The following is a 19,781-nucleotide window of genomic DNA, read 5'->3' on the forward strand; positions in this document are numbered from 1 at the left end:
CCATCATTAAGCTAGCTCAAGCTAAATCCAGCTGTTTCAACACGGGAGCATCGCGGCTAACGACGCCGCCTAATCGCTGAAACATCACTTCGATCCGGTCATAACCCCGGTCAATATGATATACCCGCTCAACGATACTCTTGCCTTGCGCCGCCAGCCCGGCAATCACCAGTGCGGCACCGGCCCGCAAATCCGTTGCTTCCACAGTAGCCCCGTACAGTCTCGGCACGCCCCTAATGATTGCTGCATTCATATCTACCGATATATCTGCCCCCATCCGCACCAATTCATCAACATGCTTGAAGCGGCCTTCGAATACCGTTTCCTTCATCAGGCTGACTCCATCTGCCAAAGACAGCAAAACCATGACCTGAGATTGCAAATCCGTCGGAAACGAAGGATAAGGAGAAGTCACAATTCGGTCTACAGCCTTTAGCCGGCCTGCATTGCTTACAGTTATTATATCATTGAGAGCACTGATTTGAACACCAGCCCGGCGCAATACATGAAGCAATGACACGAGATGGGCTGGATTGCAGTGCGTCAAAGTAACCGAGCCTCTCGTTGCCGCGGCAGCGATGAGCGCTGTACCTGCCACAATCCGGTCGGGAATAATTTCATAATCGCACGGGTAAAGTCGCGATACGCCTTGGATCGTAATCGTATCCGTGCCGGCTCCCATAATGCTTGCGCCCATCTCGTTAAGGAAATTTTGCAAATCCTGTATTTCGGGCTCACGGGCCGCATTCGTAATCACGGTCGTACCTTTCGCCAGAGCCGCTGCCATCATAATATTTTCCGTAGCCCCGACGCTTGGAAAGTCAAGATGAATGTCGGCCCCGACCAATTGGCCGGCCCTGCACCAAATCTGTTGATGCCGCTCCTCAATGACAGCTCCCAGAGCCTGCAGTCCCCGCAAGTGCAAATCAATTTTCCGTTCACCGATCGCACACCCGCCGGGCTGGTAAATGCAAACCTCTTTGAATCTCGCAAGCAGCGGTCCCATAAGAAAAATAGAAGATCGCATTTGACTCATCAAATCTTCCGGCACATGGCTGGAGTTAGCACTGCTGGCGTCGATCATCACGGTATCGCCCTGATGATCCGCTTTGCAGCCCAAACGGCTTAAAATGCCCAGCATAACATCAATATCCAGCAACCGGGGAACATTGCGAAGCTGCACCGCGCCTTCGGACAGCAAGCTAGCAGCCAGAATAGGCAGTGCGGCATTTTTCGCTCCATGGATACGAATGGTTCCTGAGAGGGGTCTCCCGCCTTCAATCACCAATTTGTCCAATGTATCACCTCCGAGTTTACCGTTCACCCACGAAATAAACCTCCGGCACCAGAGCGGTTTCAAATTTCGAAGCGATGGTGTCTTGGATTAGCTCCATGAGCGCAAGAACGTCCTCTGCTGTCGCTTGCCCCGTATTGACAATGAAATTGGCATGCAGCTCGGATACTTGAGCTCCGCCTATACTGCGCCCTTTAAGTCCTGCCGCTTCAATCAGCCTGGCCGCGTGATCTCCTGACGGATTACGGAACACACTACCCGCGCAGGGCTGCTGCAGCGGCTGGGTTTTGCGGCGGCGATCTTTGTAGGATGCCATGGCAGCAGCAATTTCCAAGCGGTCTCCCTCCTGCAGTGTGAAGATGGCGTTTGCTACGACGCCCCGGCTTCCATGCAAAATGGAATGGCGGTATGCAAAATCCATATCCTGCGCATTGTAAGTTACCAACTCACCGGTCTCCAGAACAATTTCAGCGGATTTAAATATGCGTGACACATCAGACCCGTGAGCGCCGGCATTCATATATACGGCTCCACCGACGGTTCCTGGAATGCCTCCAGCAAATTCCAGTCCGCTCAAGCCCTCTTTGCCCGCCATAATGCTCAATCTTACAATCGAGGCGCCTCCCCCCGCTTCAACCTCGGTTCCCCGGAATCGGATTTGCTCCAATTCCCTGCCTAATTTGATCACCGCGCCGCGAATGCCCTTATCGGATACGAGCATGTTAGAGCCCTTGCCAACCATTAACCAAGGGATTTGCTCTTCATAGAGCTGGCGGATCAGATTGGCCAGCTGTTGTATGTTCTCTGGGACGATCAGAGCGTCGGCAGGGCCTCCTATTTTCCAAGTCGTATACTTTGACATCGACTCATTGGGCAACACCTTGCCAACTTCCAGTTCTAACAATTTTGATATCCACTGCTGCATCGGAAAATCCCTCCTTGACTAACATGCCGAATCCCTTCCGGCACCAGGCCTTCCGATAATCGGTTAATCCGTATAAATTTCACCGGCTGCGTGGGTGTACAGGGAACAGGTTCTCGATGAAATCGCTCTTCCTTCCTGGTCCCCGCTTGGATTGTCACGATTTATAAAGTATCTTATGCCTCCGGCAGTAAGATGGTGACAAAGGCCCAGCTCCGGTGTATTACTAGCGTGTACTTTGGTTCCGGACAAGCCGGCGCATTTCCTCTACGATTAAATGAGCCGCTTCCGGCTTGCCAAGCCGTTTGGACGCCCTGGACATCGACTCATGTACCAAGGATTCCGTCATAATGCGCTTGATGGCAGAGAACAGCGAATTCCCCGTTAATTCAGGCTCGAGAATGACTTCGGCCGCTCCGGCCATTTCTAGTGATCTCGCATTTTTCTCCTGATGATTATTCGTTACGTTGGGAGACGGGATTAATATAGATGGGATTCCAAGGGAGGTCATCTCGGCCAAAAAAGACGCTCCAGCCCTGTTCACGATTAAAGAAGTACAGGCGAGCACCTCAGGCATGTTATGCACATAGGGCAGTATTCGCAAGTTGTCAGGCATATTTCCAAGCTTCGACGCCACGGCCGCTTTTGTATTTTCATAATATTGTTCGCCGGTAACATAAATGAAATCGATATGTTCCAGCTTGTCTACAAATGGAGCCATGCCGACCATAGCTTCGTTAATCGCCTTTGCCCCACGGCTGCCCCCTACGATAAGAACAATTGTTCTTCCGGAGGGAAGACCGAGCGAAGCATAGCCGTTATTTTTATCCGCTTCAAATACGGTTGTCGCCCGCGGATTGCCGGTATACAGTATTTTCTTCGCGGCGGGAAAGGCGGGTCCTGAGCCTTCGAAGCTGACCGCCACCGTCGATACATATTTGCTTAAAAAGCGGTTCGTCAACCCCGGTACAGCGTTCTGCTCATGAATGATGCTGGGGATGCCAAGTTTGGCCGCCGCATACACTACCGGACCGCAGACATAACCGCCGGTCCCTATTACCACATCCGGTTTGAATTCTCGCAGCAGCCGCTTGGAAGTACGCACCCCTTTCATAAAACGAACGATCGTTTTAACGTTATCAAATGACAGACTCCGGCGAAAGCCGGTAATATCTATAGCTTCAAATGGAATATTCTCTTTGGGAACCAGAGTGCTCTCCAGTCCCCGCTGTCCACCAATATATAAAAATTCGGACTCCGGATATTCCGCACCGCATTGTTTGGCGATCGCAAGAGCGGGATAAATGTGCCCTCCCGTTCCGCCGCCGCTAAGCACGACGCGCATAACTTATTCACCTCGCATGACGGGATAAATTCAATAAAATTCCAAGCGCTGTCAGCATTAACGTAAGCGATGAGCCCCCGTAGCTGATCAGCGGCAAAGTAATGCCAGTGACAGGCATGAGACCGATGACGACGCCGATATTAATAACAACCTGTACAGCTACCATACCGACAATACCGACGGCAAGCAAGCTGCCAAAGCTGTCATCCACTGTCATCGCCACTCTCATGCCCCTCCAAACTAAAATAAGGAACAGCAGGAGGACAAGTAATCCCCCAATAAAGCCAAGCTCCTCGGACAAAATCGAAAAAATAAAATCCGTTTGCGGCTCCGGAACATAGCTGTACTTCTGACGGCTCATTCCAAGCCCAAGCCCAGCGAGTCCGCCGGGCCCAATCGCATACAGTGATTGGATGATCTGGTACCCTGCACCAAGCGGATCGGACCAAGGATCGAGAAAGGCGGTTATCCGCTGCAGCCGGTAAGGCGCCGCTAAAATGAGCCCGGCAAATCCGGCAGCACCTATGGCAGCCAATCCGGTCAAATGTGAAATTCTCGCACCAGCTGTAAAAATAATGAGCAGCGACGCCCCCATCATAACTGTACCGGTGCCTAGATCCGGCTGCATCATGATCAGGCCGAACGCGAGCCCCATTACGCCTAGGGGAGGCAGCAACCCTTTTGAAAATATCGTGATCTTATAATCTTCCTTGCTAAGCCAATGGGAGAGAAAGAGAATCATGCCGAGCTTCATAAATTCGGAAGGCTGAATGCCAAAAGAGCTAATGCCAAGCCAGCTTCGCGCGCCGCCGCGAACGACGCCTATTCCAGGAATAAGCACGATGACAAGCAGAGCAAAGCAGATAAACAAGCTAATTTTCGCATACTGGCGCAGATGACGGTAATCGAGATTCATCATAAAGAACATTGCTGCCAGGCCTAGAACAGCAAATAACAGCTGACGCTTCACGAAATAGAAAGAGTCTCCATAGTCATGAAAAGCAAGCACGGAGCCTGCGCTGTATACCATCACAATTCCTATAGCCAGCAAAGCCACTATGCTGGCCAGTAACCAGAAATCTGGTGCCTTGCGGTTTTTGTTCATCGTGGAAGCCACCTCTTAACAATAAGTAGGGGCTTATCCACCCCCCTACTTAAAGGGTATGCACCACCTCTTTAAAAATGCGTCCCCGCTCTTCATAGGAAGCAAACATGTCCCAGCTAGCGCAGGCTGGCGAGAGCAGGACAATGTCTCCCGGCTCAGCCAAACCGGCAGCTTTGAGCGTCGCGGCGCGTAATGTTTCGGCGGCACTGTCTCCAGTATCGACAAGCACAGCCTCAGATAGTCCCGCCAGTTCTGCGGCCTTGGCCATTTTCTCCCGCGTCTCTCCCAGGGCAACGACCGCTTTGACCTTGTCCTTAAATACAGGAACCAGTTCCATATAATCGGAACCGCGGTCCAATCCGCCGGCAATAAGCACAATCGGGGAGTTCAGCGCTTCGAGAGCCATCGTTGTCGCTTTGGAGTTCGTCGCCTTTGAATTGTTATAGTAGGTTACATTCTCTTTAACGGCGACAAATTCGAGACGATGCTCCACTCCCCGGAACGATCTTAAAGACTCCAGCAGCTGCGCAGGAGCCGCGCCAGCAGCCAGACAGGCTGCAATAGCTGCCAGGGCATTCTCAACGTTAAAACGGCCCGGCAGACCGATTTCCTCCACACGGATAATCTCGGTAACCAGCCCTTCGCCATTCCGGTAGACGATGACTCTATCGCATGCATCCAGCTCTTGCGGCAAATACGGCGGCTCAATGTATACCCCTTCTACCGTCAATCGCTCTGCCGCTGAGAAGGGCAGCACCTTTGCGTTCATGGTTGGGACGAATTCCCGGCATACTGGATCGTCCCAGTTTAGGACGGCGATATCCTCTTTGGTCTGGTTAGCAAACAGCTTCACTTTAGAAGAAATGTAGTCCTCCATCGTACCGTGATAATCGAGATGCGTCTCGGCCAGGTTGAGCAGAACGCCGATTGACGGGCGGAACTGCTGCGTTCCCTTCAGTTGGAAGCTGCTCAGTTCGACGACCATCCAATTGTCCTCGCTCGCCGCCTCTGCCGCTTCACAGAGCGGTGTACCGATGTTGCCGGCGACGAGCGGCTTCAGGCCCGCCGCTTGCAGCATGCTGCCGATCCAGGTCGTTGTCGTCGTTTTTCCGTTGGAGCCCGTAATGCCGATAATTGGTGCGGCGCATAAATGATAGGCCACCTCGACTTCCGTCACGACATCAATTCCGAGTTCCAATGCCTTGACGACTGGCGCCGCCGTATAAGGAATACCCGGATTTTTCACAACCAGTTCTATCCCTTCATGGATCAGCCCTTCCGGATGGCCCCCGCATAGAACAGAAATTCCCAAAGCCTCCAATTCAGAAGCTTCGGGACATTGTTCTCTATCCTTCTTGTCATTCACGGTTACGATCGCACCAAGATGATGCAGGGTTTTGGCAACTTGAACGCCGCTCCTCGCCAAACCGAGAACGACGATCCGGCGCCCCCGGTATTGTTCTGGATGTTTCATTGTTTTACAACCCCTTGTTTAAATAAAGTCCAATCCCTGCAAGCAATAAGCCGACGGCCCAAAATGTAACGACAACACGCCACTCTGACCAGCCTGTCAATTCAAAATGATGGTGAATCGGACTCATTTTAAATATTCGCTTCCCGCGTGTTTTGAAAGATATGACTTGCAGTACGACAGACAGCATCTCCATCACAAAGACGCCGCCAATGACGAGGAACAGCAGCTCGCTTTTGGTTACGATCGCAATCGCCGCAATCGCGCCGCCAATGCCCAGTGAACCGGTATCTCCCATAAATACTTTAGCCGGATGAGCATTGAACACGAGAAAGCCAAGCACGGCCCCGATCATCGCTGCAGCACACACCGCCGCTGGTATGGAAGTCGCCTGTATCGCAATAACGGCATAAGCGCCGAAAGCAATAGCGCTCACCCCGGACAACAACCCATCAAGTCCGTCTGTAAAATTCACAGCGTTGCTAATAGCGAGCATCATAAGAATGATAAACGGATAATAGAACCAGCCGCCCCAATCAAACGATATTGGCGTCCCTGGAATACCAAGAGCGGTGCTGTGCTCTCCCGAAATCAGCAAGGCGCATACGATACCGGCGAACAGCAGCTGACCGAACAATTTCTGCCTGGGCGTCAGTCCCAAGGAACGCTTGAATACGATTTTAATGTAATCGTCGAGAAATCCGACCAAACCGAAGCCAAGCGTAGCGACAAGCATGACATAAAACTCGGTGTTCACCACCGAAAACTTAAGAAAAGCCAATGTAAACGCTAAAATAATGACAATTCCGCCCATCGTAGGCGTACCTGCCTTCTTCTGATGACTTTCCGGTCCTTCGTTACGAATCTGCTGCCCGAACTTCATCCGCCGCAAAAGCGGAATGAGCAGCGGAGCCGAAATAACGGCCAATATAAAGGACACCCCGATTGTTAGTAATATAAGTCCAAAATCCATGGGATCACCCCCCTTTCGCCGGTATTATTGATGAAGATCATTACACTTGACCGCTTCCACAACTTCCTCCAGCCTCATTCCCCGGGACGCTTTGACGAGGATAACATCCTCAGGATGCAGTACGTCCAGAAGGTCCGTAATCAACTCGATTTTATCAGTATATGCATGGATGCGCTCTTGGTCCAAATGTCCTGCCGCACCTTCGGCAATTTTTGTTCCCAGTGCGCCATAAGTAAACAAATGATCCACTTTATCAGGTGTTAAAAATGCGCCTACATCACGGTGCAGGTCGTTCTCGGTCGGGCCCAGCTCAAGCATGTCGCCTAGCACAGCAATTTTTTGGCGGAACCCCTTCATATTGTGCAGCACTCCGATCGCCGCCTTCATCGAGGTGGGACTGGCGTTATAGGCGTCGTTCAAAATCGTTACGCCGCTGTCGCCAGTGATCACCTCGATCCGCATGCCGGTCAGCTGAACATTCGCCAGCCCTTCCTTCATCGCCTGTACCGTGACGCCAAAATAGCGGGCAACGGCGATTGCCGCAAGGCAGTTGATTACATTGTGCTGCCCGAGAATCGGCAGATGCAGCGGCGTGTCCCCCTGAGCGCTGGAAGTAAACACCGTGCCGTCATCGAGGAACATCATGCCGACGGGATAATCATCATTATGCGGGGCAAGACCAAAGGTGGCCGTGGTGAAATGATCCTGCTTCACCGTCCCCGGCTCCTGAAGCACCTCCGCTATCAACGGCTCATCGCCTTCATAGACGAGCAGCCCGCCCGGCTTCAGCCCTGCCAATATTTCCAGCTTGGCGCGGGCAATCTCCAGCCGGGAGCCCAACTGCAGCAGATGCGCTTCACCGATATTCGTAATAACCGCTACTTCCGGCTCGGCCAGCTTCGAAAGCAACTCTATTTCATAGCGGCCGCTCATCCCCATTTCTAGCACCGCGATCTCGGTATGCTCCGGCATGGAGAGAATCGTAAGCGGAAGTCCGATATGATTGTTAAAATTGCCTTGTGTTTTATGAACAGAATAGGTGGTCGAGAGCAGGGAATATACGATGTCCTTCGTCGTCGTCTTCCCGTTGCTGCCCGTGATGCCAACTACCCTTGCCTTGCTCTCCTGCAAATAGCTCTGCGCAAGCCGCTGGAGCGCTTCTAGCGTGTCATCCACGAGGACAGCCGGACCAGGCGGGGTCCCCTTGGCTTTGTCCCACAATACTGCGTTTGCCCCTGCCGCCAGGCAATCCCCGGCAAATTGATGGCCATCGAACCGCTCTCCGATGAGCGGAACGAAAAGACAGCCTCCAGCAACGCTGCGCGAGTCCGTGGTAACTCCTTGTATGGTTACTTGCTTATCTTCCGTGTTCCAAACTTCTCCGCCGCACATGGCAGCTACTTGTTCCAATGTTCTAGTTATCACTTACTCAAACCCCTTATCGCTTCTTTAGCGACGATCCGATCATCAAAATCGAGCACCGCTGTACCGATCAATTGGTAGGTTTCATGACCTTTCCCCGCAATCAATACTACATCTTCACTGCTTGCCATTTCAATAGCCTTTTGGATGGCCTCGCGCCGGTCGGCGATAAGCTCATAGCGTTCCCCGGCCACTTGATCTTCCATAAGTCCGGCTTCAATGTCCTGAAGAATCGCCTCGGGATTTTCCGTACGGGGATTGTCGGAGGTCACGATGACATGCTCCGCATAGCGTGCGGCGATTTTGCCCATCAGCGGGCGCTTTGTGCGATCCCGGTCGCCTCCGCAGCCAAATACGCAGATGACCCGCCCTGCCGCAAATTCGGTTACTGTGCGCAGCACGTTCTCCAAGCCGTCAGGCGTATGAGCATAGTCAACAATAACGGCGAACGATTGCCCTTCATCCACAGCCTCTACGCGTCCATCGACCCCTTTAAGGGACTCCAGGCTTTCTTTAATTCGATTCAGCGGAACACCTTCCAGCAAACATGCCGCGATGGCGGCTAGCGCATTGTACACATTGAACTTGCCAACCATGCGCAGCGAAATGTCGGTGCTGCCCTGAAACGTATCAACATGAAAGGAGGTCCCTTTTGCCGTAACGGAAATATTTGAAGCAGCTACATCGGCGGCATTCTCAACGCCATAGGTGATCGCCTGCACTGCCGTTTGTGCGGCAAAATAGGCGGATGCGGGGTCGTCTGCATTAAGCACGGCATAGCTTCGCAGCTCAGGATTAGCCTCATAGGTGTTCCCAAGCCGGGAGAAGAACAGCCCTTTGGCCTCGCGGTAAGCTTCCATCGTATGATGATAATCCAAATGATCCTGCGTCAAATTTGTAAACACCGCGGAACGAAATTTCGTCCCTTTCACTCTTCCCTGCTCTAATGCATGCGAAGATACTTCCATTACGCAATAATCAATATCGCTGTTCACCATGTCATGCAAGTACTGCTGCAGGTCGAGCGATTCCGGAGTCGTTCTTGGCATAGGAAATGTCCTGCCTCCAAATTTTCGCTCAATCGTACCGATCAGTCCCGTTCGTTTGCCGTACTGACTCAAAATGCTTTCAATCAAATACGTCGTCGTCGTTTTGCCGTTCGTCCCCGTTACACCGATCACTTTCATCCGGGAGCTCGGCGTCCCGTACAATACATTCCCCAAAATCGCCATGGCCAATCTAGTATCTTTCACCTGAAGCTGAGGCAAATCCACCTGCTCAAGCCGGCGCTCCACTACTAGCGCAACCGCCCCCTGCTTCATCGCCTGCGGAGCAAAATCATGACCGTCCACCGTCAGCCCAGGCAGACAAATAAACAGATCGCCGCTCTTCACCTGCCTGGAGTCTATGGCTATGCCCTGACACGGCGTTTCTCCATCTCCATATATTTTCGATGCTATCAAATATGTTGCGAGTTCCTTCAGCAGCATAAGACCCCTCCGTCAAATTGTTATCAACCTATGAATAACAGTCACAGGAATCCCCATTTAGTTATATTATCACCAAAAGTATCATTTTTCAGGAATCTTGTTCACTATGATTGTGCTCTATTTCAGCCTCCGACTCGCTTCCCATATAGATGCGTATCGTCGAGCCGCGCTCCACCCTTGCACCGGGTTTGGGCGCCTGATTAATGACGATATTGCCAACGCCCGATTTAGCAAGCGAAAAGTTCATATTCAAATCTTCATAGATTTCCTGTACGCTATGTCCGATCAAGTCTGGAACGGTAACGACCCTCGTTTCACCGTATTTATACTTCTTGGCCATCTGGTCTTTCCGTGGGGGCACCTCCATATATTCCAACGCATCGGTCAAAATATTACGAACGATCGGCGCCGCTACAACGCCACCAAACTGAATGCCCTGCGGGTTGTCTACCGCCGTGTATACAATAATCTGCGGGTCATCCGCAGGAGCAAAGCCGATAAAGGAAACGATGTGCTCACTCGTTGAGTAGCGGCCGTTGACGACCTTTTGCGCCGTTCCCGTCTTGCCCCCTACGCGATAGCCGTCAATAAAAGCATTGCCGCCCGTGCCATTGGCCACGACGCTTTCCAAAGCCGTTCTCACCTGCTTGGACGTTGCCTCTGAAATGACCTGCCGCACCATTTCCGGCTCCACTTCATCGACCACCTGCCCGGTTTCCGGATTTATCCAGGATTTCGTCACGTGCGGTTTATAGAGCTTGCCGCCGTTAATTGCGGCTGACACAGCGGTAATTTGCTGTATCGGAGTCACGGACACCCCTTGGCCAAAAGAAGTTGTGGCCAATTCAACCGGGCCCACCTGGGAAAGCTTGAAGAGAATTCCGTTCTCTTCACCGCTAAGATCGATGCCCGTCTTGCTTCCAAAGCCAAAATCCTTAATATATTTGAATAAAGTCTCTTTGCCAAGCCGCTGACCGAGGGTTACAAAGCCCGGGTTACAGGAGTTTTCAACGACCTGGAGAAAGGTCTGGCTGCCATGGCCGCCTCTTTTCCAGCAGCGAAGCGAAGCGCCTGCAACCTTAATAAAGCCCGGATCAAAAAACCTTTCGTTCATAAGGTCAACTTTCTTCTCTTCCAGAGCTGCTGCAAGCGTAATAATTTTAAACGTAGATCCCGGCTCGTACGTCATCCAAATCGGCAGATTGCGGTTATATACCTCTACAGGATATTCCTGGTATTCAGCAGGCTCATAGCCAGGCCGCGCTGCCATCGCCAATATTTCGCCGTTCTTCGGATCCATGGCGATCGCGATAGCCGAATTGGCCTGCAGCCTGGCCATCGCCTCATCCAGTTCTCTTTCCATGATGCCTTGGATCGTCTTATCGATCGTAAGCTGTAAATTCAGCCCATCCTTCGGTTGGACGTATTTTTCGGATGAACCTGGCATCAGCCTTCCGCCCGCATCCGACAAATACGAGATGCTGCCGTTCATTCCGTTCAGCTGACTGTCATATTTTTTCTCCACTCCGGTAAGCCCCTGATTATAGCTCCCGGTGAAACCCAGAATATGAGCGGCCAGCCCTCCATAAGGATAATACCTTTTGTTGTCCTCGGCAACAACAATACCCGGCAGACCCAAATCACGAATTTGCTGTCCTTTTTCCATCGTAATTTTGCGTCCACCGGGCTGCAGTCTGACTATCGATTGTCGCTTCGTGATTGTCTTCAAAATCTCTTCTTCACTCATGCCAAGCAGAGGCGCCAAGCTGCGCGCCGTAGCTTCCGGCGTCTTGATCTGCACCGGAATAGCCATAACCGTCGGCGTCGATATATTATAGGCGAGCGTAACGCCGTTTCTGTCACTTATCTCCCCCCGCTTGGCCGAGAAAGGAATGTTGCGGCGCCATGAATCTTCCGCCTTGGCCGACAGTTCTGCCCCTTTGCCCAGTTGAACATAAGCGAGTCTTGCAACGAGTGCTGCAAAAAGCAGAACTAACAGCAGCAGCAATAACAGCAGTCTTCGTCTGACAGTAACTTTGGATATTTTCATAGATTGCCTCCTGTTCGCTCCTAAAAAGACATGATCGTTCTGCTATCATGACTATTCAGGATAAACAGGGGTTAGAACAAGCTATGGCGAGGCTTCTTCGGCATCGTCCTGCACATTCGCATCCTCATCGCCGTGTTTGTCCCCGCCGTCCGAAGAGGCGTCCGCCTCCTCATCAGCCTGCCCGGGATTTAAAGGTTCCAGTATGAGCGTTACCTGCCTTTGCCCCTGCACCTCTGACACTTGCTGTTCTACTACATATCCCTCGCCAACGGTTTTTATAGACACCTGCAGCACTGACAACAGCTCCACAGCATCCCGCAATGATTGCCCCTTAACGTTAGGTATGCTCAGATACTGGCCTTCTTCCGTCAAAATGTACATATGCTGACTTGACTTTATCTGGCTGCCCGGCTTCGGAAACTGGGATATGACCTTGCTTCCATTTCCCAAGGTCGCATAGGAAATCCCTTTGCTTTTCAATAAATCCTTCGCTTCCTGAACCGGCATGCCATCAAGGTCCGGGACCTTCAAGACGTTAGCTGCTTGAACTGCCGGGCTCGCGGCCTGATCATCAAGCTGCTTCGGCACTCCCATATGTTGCAGAGCCTGGTTCATAATCTTCTTGACGACCGGACCGGCCGCACTCCCCCCGCCAAGCTCCGGGTTTATCGGCTCGTCAATGAGTACTAATACAATAATTTGGGGGTCGTCCACCGGCGCATATCCAATATAGGAAACGACCTGCTTCGATGAATCGTATCCTCCCTTACCGGGCTTTATTGCCGTCCCCGTCTTGCCGGCTATGCGATAGCCCTCGATATAGGCGTGACGTCCAGTCCCAATAACCCTGTCAGAAACGACCTGTTCGAGGTAGCCGCTTATTTCCTTCGCCTTATCCGGTGATAAAACATTACGAATCACCTTCGGTTGTGTCATTGTCGTTTCCCCGGTATGAGGATCCGTGACCGACTTGACGATATGCGGTTCCATCAGCTTGCCGCCATTGGCCACTGCAGCAACCGCCGCAACCTGTTGAATCGGAGTCACAAGCAGCTGGCCGTGGCCGTAGGACATCGCCGCAAAGTCTGCCTGGTACACAGGAGTAACGGCCCCTTTTGCCTCACCGGGCAATTCGATGCCTGTTCGTTGGCCAAAGCCAAAGTTATCAACGTATTGCTTCAGCAATTCCGGGCCAAGCTTCTCATACCCGAGCTTAACAAAAGCGACGTTGCTGGAGCGCTTGACTCCTTCCAAATATGAAATAGCTCCCCAGCCCGATCGCTTAACATCATGTATCGTCTGTCCGGGAACACGGATGCTGCCGGACATGAAGCTTTCATTCGGATTGAACAATCCTTCCTGAACCGCGCCGGCTAGTGTAACGATCTTAAACGTGGAGCCCGGCTCATATACTGATTTAGTGGCATGATTGTAAAAGTTTTTCTGATCGACGTCTTTCCAATACTCATTCGGATTGTAAGTTGGCAAATTAGCCAGCGCCAAAATTTCCATCGTCTTCGGATCAGCGGCAATGACTGTCATACTGATCGGTTTCAAATCAGCGTATGCTTCGTTCATCGCCTCTTCAACATAATACTGGATGGTATAGTCGATCGTCAGCTGTATATCTTTCCCATTCTTGACAGGTGTGTAAATTTCGCTGGCTTTGGGAATTTCTATTCCGCGGCCATCGCTCTTATATTCAAGCGAACCGTCCTGCCCCTTCAGCTCCTCATCATAATAAGCCTCAACGCCTGTCCCTTCGACAGCTTCAGAATCGCGATTAACATATCCAAGAATATGCGCAGCCAGACTTTGACTCGGGTAATAGCGTTTCTGCCCCTTGATAAGAATAATTCCGACATCATCTACATTATGCTGCTTCATCAGGTCAGCCTGCAGCTTCTCGACCTTATCCTTTACATCCTGGTCCACTTTCCAGCCTTCTTTGCGAACTTCACGTTGATTGTAAAAAGCGCCGTCTTTCTTCTTGGCATTGACAAGCTCACGCAACTCACTCTCGCTCTTTCCGAGAATATCATGCAGCCCCTGGACTATTTCCTCCTGAATCCCCAGCTGATGAATCAACTTGGGATTGATCGCAACCGTATAAGCAGGCGCATCCACCGCCAGTATCTTACCGTTACGGTCAGTGATTTTTCCACGGCTTGCCGGAATCGTCTTCTTCTTTGACCATACTTTTTCCGCATATGCCTGCCAGAATTCGGCCTCCACGACCTGAACCCAAAACACTCTCCCCATCAATACAGCAAAAAAGAGGGTAATAATTCCCCCTATAAGCAGTGTCCGCAATTTAATTCTCTTAATCATGGCCAGAACCTCTTAAATCTTCATTATTTGCGGGCGACATTCGCGCCGCCCGAATTTGTTGATTGGCTCCCTGACTCTGTCGATACCTGAACGTGAAAGCCTTCTTCATCCGACACTGAGTATCCCAGTTCGGCAGCTTTCTGAGGAATTTGCTCCTCCAGCTTCTCTTTCTGAATCGTTAACTCTTTCATTTCACCATTCAGCTTCTGAATGTCGGTGTTCAAATTATACATTTCACGTTTAATGCTGTACAAATTGCCGTTTTGCCACAGCAGACCACCCATAATAGCGACGCAAAAAACGATCGTAAACATATAAAGCAGCTTCTCCCGGACAGGGAGCGTCGCTCTGCGCGTAACAACCTTCGTCGTTTCCCGGTAACGCTGGGACGGGTAGCCGCGTTCTGAAGCTTTTTCTTTAACTGCTAAATTCCCCCGTGTATAAGCCATTTCACTATTCCTCCGCTACAGATTACAATTTTTCCGCTACACGCAATTTCGCTGAACGTGCCCGGGCGTTTTCGGCCAGCTCCTTTTCTGAAGGAACTACCGGCTTCCGGTTGATCAGCCTGAGCTCTCCTTTGCCTCCGCACACACACATAGGAAAATCCGGAGGACATGTACATTTCTCGACAAATTTCGCGAAAATTTGCTTGCAAATCCGGTCTTCTAGTGAATGAAAGGTAATAACGGATACTCTGCCGCCTGGTGCCAAGCATCGAATTGCCGCATGCAAACCGTCTTCAAATGCCCCCAGTTCATCGTTTACAGCAATTCGCAGCGCCTGAAAGCTTCGTTTGGCAGGGTGTCCGCCTGTCCGGCGTGCCGCAGCCGGTATCCCTTCTTTAATTAGCTCTACCAGTTGTCCTGTCGTTTCTATCGATCGTTCCTTGCGCATTTCCACAATCACTTTGGCGATTCGTCTCGAAAACTTCTCTTCCCCGTACTGAAACAAAATGCGGGCAATTTCCCGTTCGGGCCATTCGTTTACTATATCCTTGGCCGTCAGCTCCGCCGTCTGATCCATCCGCATATCCAGCGCTGCATCCGAATTATAGCTGAAGCCCCTCTCGCCTTCATCAAATTGAGGAGAGGATACGCCCAGATCAAACAGTATTCCATCGACTTGCGGTACACCATCTTTCCGAGGTACCCAAGCCAGTTCCGCTAACTTTTCCTGCAAATATCGAAAGTTACTGCGCACCAGGGTTAATTGTTTGCCATAGGAAGATAACTTCTCAGTGGCATGATCAAGCGCCCAATCGTCCTGATCAAAGGCAATCAGCCGGCCTTCTGTTCCAAGCTTGGACAAAATAACAGAACTGTGGCCGCCGCCTCCCAAGGTACAGTCTACATAAATACCATTCGGCTTGATGCGCAGCCCTTCTGTCGCTTCTTCTTTAAGCACCGTGATGTGATGAAACAAGCTGCAGCCCTCCAGACCGTTTACAAATCAAAATTAAAATCAACCAGTTTCTCAGCGATATCATTAAAGGTGTCCTCCGATTGCTGGAAGTATTGCTCCCACGTGTCGCGGCTCCATATTTCTACCCGATTTGAAACACCGAGTACGACGCAATCCTTCTCCAGCTTGGCGTACTGTCTCAAATTGCCCGGTAAATTTACCCTTCCCTGTTTGTCCCACTCGCATTCCGTCGCCCCCGAGAAAAAAAAGCGGGTAAACGCACGAGCATCAGACTTCATTAAGGGGAGAGCCTTGAGCTTCTGTTCCAGCACTTCCCATTCCTGCATCGGATACACAAAGAGGCATTGGTCCAATCCGCGGGTAACGACAAAGGAGGCGCCAAGAAGATCACGAAACTTAGCCGGTATAATAATTCGGCCTTTATCATCAATGCTATGTTGGAATTCCCCCATAAACATTGAAACTTCACTCCTTACCTCTTTCCCCCACTTTGCACCACTTTCCACCACTCTTGAAGTAGTAATTCTGCATTTGAGCGTGAATTCCTCCTTGTAAAACAAATATTTTTTAGCAAAAGCTCATAATTTTGTGACCAACGCGCTAAAAAATATAAAATTCCAAATTTCCCATTTAATACTTAGGTCTTAAGTATAGTTACATAAGAGTCTTAAGAACCACCTCGTTCAAGTATATACACTTTCTGCATATTCGCACTAAAAAAAGATCGGCGATAAATCCACAGAACTTTTCAATTAAATTCGCAGATTCACAGATAAAAAATAATTCCCATGATATAAATTCAACGATATTCATTTTCCCATGAAAAAAAGAACCTCATCCGTGACGAGGTTCTTTTACTTTTAAATCGATTATTCTAACCTAACTCAGCATAATATTACGCCATTTAACGCAGTAATTACGTTTTACCCGGCTTTTAGTGCTCTTGCCAGCTCTCCAGATAAGCACGCTGTTCCTCAGTCAGAACATCGATACCAAGTCCGAGGCTCTCCAGCTTGTTGCGGGCCACCTGCTCATCTAATTCGTATGGCACATTGACGACGGCTGCACCGATTTCTTTATAGTGCTCATTGACATATTTCAGGGACAAGGCTTGAAGCGCGAAGGTCATATCCATAATTTCGGCTGGATGACCGTCACCGGCTGCAAGGTTTACAAGACGGCCTTCAGCCAAAATGTACATCTTGCGTCCATCCTTCAATTGATATTCTTCAATATTGCGGCGTACGGTTCGAATCGACGTGGAACGCTCTTCCAGCTCCGGCTTGTTTACTTCAACATCGAAATGACCTGCATTGGACAAAATCGCTCCATCCTTCATCACATCATAATGCTCACCGCGAATGACATCGCGATTGCCTGTTACCGTAACGAAAAAGTCGCCGACTTTGGCTGCTTCAATCATCGGCATCACATGGAACCCGTCCATGTAAGCTTCTACCGCTTTGATCGCGTCAATTTCTGTAACGATGACATTCGCTCCAAGACCTTTAGCACGCATCGCAACCCCCTTGCCGCACCAGCCATAACCTACGACAACAACCGTTTTGCCGGCAACAACCAGGTTCGTCGTACGGTTAATTCCGTCCCACACCGACTGGCCCGTTCCATATCGGTTATCGAACAAGTATTTGCAATAAGCATCATTTACAGCCACCATTGGGAACTTCAGCTGGCCTTCCTTCTCCATCGCTTTAAGACGCAAAATACCGGTAGTCGTCTCTTCGGCCCCGCCGCGGACATTCTCCAGCAGGTCAGGACGTTCCGAATGAACGATACTGACCAGATCTCCGCCATCATCAATAATGAGGTCAGGCTTATTCTCCAGTGCGCGAACCATCAGTTCTTTATATTCCTGCGGGTCTGGATTGTATTTGGCAAATACCGTCACGCCATCCTCAACAAGCGCTGCGCAAACATCATCCTGTGTAGAGAGCGGGTTGCTACCGGTAATCGTCACTTCAGCTCCGCCGGCTTGAACAACCTTAGCCAAATAAGCGGTTTTCGCCTCCAAATGCAAAGAAATTGCTACTTTCAATCCTTTAAAAGGCTGCTCCTGTTCAAACTGCTTGCGGATCCGGCTAAGCACCGGCATGTGGGCCTCCACCCAGTCAATTTTCAAATGTCCTTCCGGAGCTAGCTTCAAGTCGGTAATAATGCTGTTCTGAATCGATTTTGTTGTCATTATGTTTCCCTCCTATAATTACATGTTCGAATGACCTTGTTAACACTTGAAAATACTGCCTTTTATACGTATATCATTCTATGCTGCCCCATCAATTCATATGGAACCTCCATCAGACGATCGATCCAGTCGGTGCCATAACGATTGAAATAAGCATAAATGTTGAACACCCGTTCCTGCGGCTTACGCAGCGGAAACAGCGATGATTCAATCAATTCAAAATGCCGCAAGCCCGTGGCGCTGCTCCGTTCCAGCGCATCATTGACCCGAGCCTGCAAAAATTCCATCTGCTCGATAATTTTTGCTTTGTTAGTGTCGCCTAATTTAAGCAAACCCTTCTCCACGCGGCCAAGCTGCCCAATTAACGGATCGTACAGTGTCGCGAAATCCGCTTTCACTTTCTCAAACTGCGCTTGCAGCTGCAGCTGATCCTGTTCGGCAAGCCATGCCGCTTTAATATTCTGCAATTCGTCGGCGTCTTTAACATCTTCCCATGTAAGTCCATATTTGTCCATATGCTTGGCCACTGTGCCATCGACGACCGTAAACGACATCCGGGGAAGCAGCAGCGGCATGCGAAAGTTCAGCAATTCGAACGCCTGGCCTGTAAGGCCCCAGTAAGCAATTTCGCCATTTCCAAGCACGGAGCCAAGCACAGGCAGCAGGTAGTCCTGCATAATGGGACGGGTTAATACATTGTTGCTGAAACGCTCCGGAAATCGATGCAGCTCGGAAATAAGCTCCTCTGGCGTAAATGACACCAGCCCCTTCCGATCGACAAATCGCCCCTCCCGTTTAAACAGCAGCAGCCGCTCCCCCTCGGAAATGTAAAACAAATTAGCTCCGCCCTCCGCGACTTCTGCTTGCGGATCGTAGCCTTGGGACATAATTTCTTTGGAGGCGGAATGGTAAGCGAGCTCCAGCTCGTTATTCCGCTCGATCATCGTTTGAAACAGCGGAATTTCCAGCTGACGCAGCTGCGGATCTGCGGAATCAAGCAGCACAAGACCGTACTTGCCAAACCAGGCACCCAGCATTTTTGCAAAGGCTTCGGTCAACGAGGTTGAGGCCGTCAGAATTTGCTTCAACTGTAACAACAGCTCCGCTTTAAATTCCGTATCCGGCAGCAACTGCTCCAGTTCCCCTGCAGCTGTTTCCCATTCCTCTTTGCTTACCTCAGTCAGGCTGACCGGTCCCCGCCGGCCTTCTTCGCGCGGAATACGTATGCGGCATACTTCAAGATCGGGAGAGTGCACGTAGGTATGGTTAACCTCGCCCCAGTCATGATCTTCACCCGCAATCCAGAACACCGGAACGACGTCGCGGCCAAGCTGGGAAGAGGCCTGTTCCGCCGCCTTGATCAGGGTAACGGCTTTATATATGACAAGCAGTGGCCCTGTAAAAAGCCCGCTTTGCTGTCCTCCAGAAATAACGGCGGTTCCCGGCTGCTCCAGCTTGTGCAATGATTCCATAACAGCGGCATCCGGGTTATGCTGCTCATTGTATTGACGGAGCCGCTTAACCAGCTCCCTGCGCTCGACACGCAAATGCTCGGTCTGATCCAGCCATTGCAGCCTAGCCGCCCAGCTTCCTTCAATTAGAGGATTCTCTCCAAATAAATGCTCCACTGCTCCATAATCCGCTATGTAAGATTCGGCTAGCGGCTGACCGGACTGTAAAGGCTCTTGAACTACGTTCATCAGGTCATATCCTCCTGTTCTTATCGGAAACCTAATTCCGATTGTACCGA

Annotated in this window: 15 protein-coding genes; all 15 read right to left on the reverse strand. The window is 50.7% G+C overall.

Annotated elements, in window-relative coordinates:
* Nucleotides 1–16: 16 nt before the first annotated feature.
* Nucleotides 17–1,297, reverse strand: coding sequence for a UDP-N-acetylglucosamine 1-carboxyvinyltransferase (murA, locus tag G358_RS0105660; RefSeq protein ID WP_026342083.1), 1,281 nt, complete (start codon nt 1,295–1,297; stop codon nt 17–19).
* 16 nt (nt 1,298–1,313) lie between these two features.
* Complete coding sequence (gene murB / locus G358_RS0105665; RefSeq protein WP_019636231.1) at nt 1,314–2,219, reverse strand: UDP-N-acetylmuramate dehydrogenase; 906 nt, start codon at nt 2,217–2,219, stop codon at nt 1,314–1,316.
* Between the two features lie 223 nt (nt 2,220–2,442).
* Complete coding sequence (murG, locus tag G358_RS0105670; protein ID WP_019636232.1) at nt 2,443–3,561, reverse strand: undecaprenyldiphospho-muramoylpentapeptide beta-N-acetylglucosaminyltransferase; 1,119 nt, start codon at nt 3,559–3,561, stop codon at nt 2,443–2,445.
* A gap of 7 nt (nt 3,562–3,568) precedes the next feature.
* Nucleotides 3,569–4,666 (reverse strand): stage V sporulation protein E, encoded by a 1,098-nt coding sequence (gene spoVE, locus G358_RS0105675; RefSeq protein WP_019636233.1) that lies wholly within the window; start codon nt 4,664–4,666, stop codon nt 3,569–3,571.
* A gap of 49 nt (nt 4,667–4,715) precedes the next feature.
* Complete coding sequence (gene murD / locus G358_RS0105680) at nt 4,716–6,140, reverse strand: UDP-N-acetylmuramoyl-L-alanine--D-glutamate ligase (protein ID WP_019636234.1); 1,425 nt, start codon at nt 6,138–6,140, stop codon at nt 4,716–4,718.
* A 4-nt stretch (nt 6,141–6,144) separates the two neighbouring features.
* Nucleotides 6,145–7,110, reverse strand: coding sequence for a phospho-N-acetylmuramoyl-pentapeptide-transferase (gene mraY / locus G358_RS0105685; RefSeq protein ID WP_019636235.1), 966 nt, complete (start codon nt 7,108–7,110; stop codon nt 6,145–6,147).
* 24 nt (nt 7,111–7,134) lie between these two features.
* On the reverse strand, nt 7,135–8,532 hold the full coding sequence (locus tag G358_RS0105690; RefSeq protein ID WP_033403820.1) for a UDP-N-acetylmuramoyl-tripeptide--D-alanyl-D-alanine ligase: 1,398 nt from the start codon (nt 8,530–8,532) through the stop codon (nt 7,135–7,137).
* The gene (locus G358_RS0105695; RefSeq protein WP_019636237.1) at nt 8,532–10,022 is read right to left on the reverse strand and encodes a UDP-N-acetylmuramoyl-L-alanyl-D-glutamate--2,6-diaminopimelate ligase; all 1,491 of its coding nucleotides are present in this window, start codon (nt 10,020–10,022) and stop codon (nt 8,532–8,534) included. Before G358_RS0105695 ends, G358_RS0105690 begins: the two co-directional genes overlap by 1 nt.
* An 88-nt stretch (nt 10,023–10,110) precedes the next feature.
* A complete protein-coding gene (locus tag G358_RS0105700) occupies nt 10,111–12,072 on the reverse strand; it encodes a stage V sporulation protein D (RefSeq protein WP_019636238.1) in 1,962 nt (653 codons plus the stop codon).
* 81 nt (nt 12,073–12,153) lie between these two features.
* Nucleotides 12,154–14,403 (reverse strand): penicillin-binding transpeptidase domain-containing protein, encoded by a 2,250-nt coding sequence (locus tag G358_RS0105705; RefSeq protein ID WP_019636239.1) that lies wholly within the window; start codon nt 14,401–14,403, stop codon nt 12,154–12,156.
* A 23-nt stretch (nt 14,404–14,426) separates the two neighbouring features.
* Nucleotides 14,427–14,852, reverse strand: coding sequence for a hypothetical protein (locus G358_RS0105710; protein ID WP_019636240.1), 426 nt, complete (start codon nt 14,850–14,852; stop codon nt 14,427–14,429).
* A 22-nt stretch (nt 14,853–14,874) separates the two neighbouring features.
* A complete protein-coding gene (gene rsmH / locus G358_RS0105715; protein ID WP_019636241.1) occupies nt 14,875–15,828 on the reverse strand; it encodes a 16S rRNA (cytosine(1402)-N(4))-methyltransferase RsmH in 954 nt (317 codons plus the stop codon).
* A 20-nt stretch (nt 15,829–15,848) separates the two neighbouring features.
* On the reverse strand, nt 15,849–16,286 hold the full coding sequence (gene mraZ, locus G358_RS0105720) for a division/cell wall cluster transcriptional repressor MraZ (protein WP_019636242.1): 438 nt from the start codon (nt 16,284–16,286) through the stop codon (nt 15,849–15,851).
* 476 nt (nt 16,287–16,762) lie between these two features.
* Entirely contained in the window at nt 16,763–18,031 is a 1,269-nt protein-coding gene (locus G358_RS0105725) for an adenosylhomocysteinase (protein WP_019636243.1), read from the reverse strand.
* A gap of 62 nt (nt 18,032–18,093) precedes the next feature.
* The gene (gene bshC / locus G358_RS0105730; RefSeq protein ID WP_019636244.1) at nt 18,094–19,731 is read right to left on the reverse strand and encodes a bacillithiol biosynthesis cysteine-adding enzyme BshC; all 1,638 of its coding nucleotides are present in this window, start codon (nt 19,729–19,731) and stop codon (nt 18,094–18,096) included.
* Nucleotides 19,732–19,781 lie beyond the last annotated feature (50 nt).

The organism is Paenibacillus fonticola DSM 21315 (genome assembly GCF_000381905.1).
GTDB classification, from domain to species: Bacteria; Bacillota; Bacilli; order Paenibacillales; family Paenibacillaceae; genus Fontibacillus; species Fontibacillus fonticola.